The sequence below is a fragment of the Mycobacterium sp. genome (assembly GCF_036273375.1).
In the GTDB taxonomy this organism is placed as follows: Bacteria; Actinomycetota; Actinomycetes; order Mycobacteriales; family Mycobacteriaceae; genus Mycobacterium.
Genome location: NZ_DASUHS010000040.1, coordinates 1 through 3,798 on the forward strand (window position 1 = coordinate 1; position 3,798 = coordinate 3,798).

Sequence of the window (3,798 nt, forward strand, 5' to 3'; positions counted from 1 at the left end):
CCTGCGAGCCTGCGGATCTTCCTGGCTTCGCCGTCGTCGTGCGGCGCACGCGCTCTTAAGTACTTCGGCACGGAACTCGCCTCCAGGGAGTCGGCTGATCTTTCCGTGCCTCGATTTAACTACTCAAAGAGGAACGTTGCATTAGGGGAATCGACGCCGACGGCACTACCAGACCAGCTGACGAGCGGATAGACCTGGACAAATCTCCGTGAGATGGACCCGTACGGTTTCCTATCAATTCCTATTACGTGTTGCATTGCACTGGATGGCATGATGTCGGCGCGCGGCTACGCACCAAGGATGTGCCGGTGGGTGGTGTCAGCGTGATGGCTGCCAAGTTGCACGCTGCTTATGCTTTGATGATCGGCCGGCCGAACGATCGGACTGCCTCGTGGAAGTCCCGGCTCAGGTCTGGCTGGCCGAAGAGGATTGGTATCGACCCGCCGGGCGGCACCTTGTCGCGCGGCGGTCGTTTCGGTCTCGGCTGCGGTCCAATCGGCTTGGTGTTTTTGCGTATGGCGGGGTCCAGGACCATGCCGAGGTGGTTGCTCCTGGCCATCCGCTCCGACATCGGTGTGGCGTTCGAGCCCAGGAACCGCAACAGGATCGTCCAGGCGATTGAAGTGTGGTCGAACCGTACATGCGACACGGCCCCGGCCGGCACCATCGGCGATACCACGAAGGTGGGGACCCGGACACCCAGGCACTGCGGTCCGTTCTGGTGCACCCGCGGTATCACCGCGGGCGAGGCAGCAGTGCCCGGCGGCGGCACGTGGTCAAAGAAGCCACCGTGCTCGTCGTACGTCACGATCAGCATCGACTTCGCCCACTGCGGCGACCCGAGCAGGGTGTCATGCACGAAGGCGAGCATGGCCTGGCCGAACGCCACGTCAGCCGGCGGGTGGTCATCGTTCGCGGTGCGCACCGGCGGCACGTCGACAAAGTTGGGGTCGATGAACACCACCCGTGGAAGGGTTCCGGCCTTGGCCCGGGCGGCGAAGCCGTCCTGTTTGGCGCCGAAGGGAACAACGCGCCGGTTGTCGAGCCGGTAGCGGTTGTAGAACCGCAGAAACGCCAGGTCATGCTCGTAGTAGCACCAGTCGTCGATGCCGGCCTCTGTGAGGCGGTCGAACACCGTCTGCTGCCGGAGGTAGCCAAGGACGGGATCCGATATCGGGAAATTCTCCAGCACCGGCGTCGAGCCCGTGAGCGTGCAGAACCGGTTCGGCTGGGTGGCGCCGGGCAATGCCGCGAACCACCGATCACAGACCAGATGACGGCGAGCCAGCGCGTCGTGAACCGGCAACAGTCTGGCGGTGTAGTGACTGAGAGGGGTGTGGCGCCCCGGGTTCGTGTCGGCCACACTGACTTGGTAGCGCTTCATGAAGTCGGCCAGAAAGCCCGACATTTTACCGTTATCGATCTGCCGGAGCACGTTGCCCAATTCGTGCGCTGGCGAGAAGGGGAACTGCGTGTCGGGGAGGGCGTTGATACCGGTGGTGTTGTCGCCCAGTGCGTCGTTGCGTTCGGAGCCGGCCAGGCCGTCGATCTTGCCCTGGATCGGCTGCCCGTTCTTGCGGTTGCCGCCTGGGAGGCTCAGATAGCCGAGCATGTGGTCGAAGCTGCGGTTTTCCTGCATTAGAACGATGATCGTCTCGATCTCGTTGAGATGCTCGAGGCCGACGACGAAGTCGGTGCTGCGCTTGGGCCTTGGTGGGAGGACTTCGTTGATCGGGTCTGCTGGCCGCGGGCTGTCGTCGATTACCCCGCCGGGCTTGCCGGGCGGGGCCTTTGGATCGAAGTGCACGACGACGAAGTCCGAGCCGCTGACTTCCAAGCGGTGGAACTTGTGCCCGCGCTGGGCGAGCTGCACGAACGCCTCGGTTAGGTATTCGCCGACCGGGCCGAGATACTTCGACGAGTTCACGGTGCGCTTGAGGGTGTCAAGCAAGCTATCTACCACGCCCTCCACCGTGATCCCGAAGACCCTGAGCAGTCCGGCGGCGACCTCGCCCGCGACGGTGAGGTCGAGACCGACCTTTGGGGTGACGGACGACACCGTGGGCTTGATATGCATACTGTCGGTGCCGCCTTCGCTGTTCAGCACGACGAGTACTTCGACTGTGGCTTTGGTGATATCGGCGAAGTCCACCCCGTACGAGATCTCCGTTTCACCGACCGTTTCGAAATCGATGAGCACTAGGAGCGCCGGCCGGCCGCCGGCATTCACTGCCTTGACTCCCAGCGAGGCCAGATTGATGTCGCTACCGACTGGCGCGGGGAAGGTGAGCTCCGGTGCAGTTATACCGCCCATGAGGGCGAAGAGCTCACGGTCTGCCGACACCGTTCCGTTGCCGTTGTCGATACTGACTCCCAGCCCGATGGCGTCGACTACCTGGGAGAACGCCGAGTTGAGGATCCGGGTGGCGATCTTGGTCCGGATCAGATTCGGGGGGTCGACGCTGAATGTGAGTTTGGCCGTGCAGGAGATCTCGGAGGGTCCGGTGTTCCGGACCCTGCAACGCCACTGGCCGGCTTCGACCGGCGCCGCCAGCGGGAATCCCCCCGCCGGCGAATCGATCTTCGGCCGGAGCAGCGGGACATCTTTGGCGAATACTTCCACCCCGGACGGTGACACGACGGTGATCTTCACCGACGCCTGCTGGGTCACCAGCGTCGCGCCCGTCTCCGGATCTTTCTCCCGGGTGATGAATTTCGGATCCTGGACGATGGCGGACACGATGACATTGCCACCGCCCGGGCCGGGGTCGAAGACGAGCTCCAGGAAGGCATTCCTGGCCAGCAACCGGGTGCTGGAGGCATTGCGGGCCAAAATCTCTGCCATGGAACCTCCTCGGCGCTATGCCCGTGACTCAGACTGGCACATTGGCAGCACTGTTACGTGCCTCACGTCACCCGTTTGCCAGATGAACACGGCCTATCACGTCCATCTGCCACAATTCCATCGCCCGGCCGCGTTCCATAGGCGGTAACCCTCCTACCGCCGTCTCCGGACGCTGACACCCTTTATGCCCCTGAGTTCGATAGAACTTCTAGAGCCTGATGATCGCTCTACACGAGCAGTGAGACCGGTGTCAATTAAGGGTATTTGCCTCGCCTGATTGCGCATAAAGGCCCCCCGGGCAAAATGGTAGTTGAGCGGTTCAATTACAACTTTTAAAATGAACATAACCCGATGGAGGCGGAATGTAGCTCATGTGGAGATGGGATGGAGGATAAGCCAAGCAGCTCCGTAAACGCCGCGAGAGCGACCCGTCTACCCGGCCCTCTGCCGTCGAGTTGCCCAGGGTCCTCGGTCCTGTTGGTAGCGCGTGATCAAGGTGGTCACTATCCGGGCTAAAGATCTTTTACAGGGAAGTTGCAGGTTTTTCTGATGACTGACGCGCTGTGCGCTGTGCCGGCCGTCAGCAGAGGCTGCTGACCGACATTGGGAGGGCATCATTCTGGGCTAGCGCGACCGGCTGATCTGCTGACGTGAGCAATCCGCCCGACTCGCGCACTCAGCCGGGCTATCTGCATGTGGGTCGCTACGCTGCTAAGCCAACTCTTTGCCGAGCTGAATCGGCGGCGCGCTACTATACGGACGCCCGGGCTGAATTGACAATCGCCGCAACCGTTAGCAATATACGGGTAAGCGCATAAGTTAACTTTCCCCGCAGGGATTTCAACGGTTGAGTCAACTTGGGTTGGATGTTACGACTGGTGCCTGGCGTGAGCGGCGCTTGGTGGCGGGTGGTGGCTGGATGCCGGGTGAGGCCTGGCTGGCGAGGTCGGCGA

The 3,798-nt window shown here is 62.2% G+C and carries 1 protein-coding gene; it reads right to left on the reverse strand.

What is annotated here, in order from left to right; all coding sequences use genetic code 11:
* Positions 1 to 349: 349 nt before the first annotated feature.
* The gene (locus VFW69_RS04110) at positions 350 to 2,845 is read right to left on the reverse strand and encodes an alkaline phosphatase family protein (RefSeq protein ID WP_526498447.1); all 2,496 of its coding nucleotides are present in this window, start codon (positions 2,843 to 2,845) and stop codon (positions 350 to 352) included.
* Positions 2,846 to 3,798 lie beyond the last annotated feature (953 nt).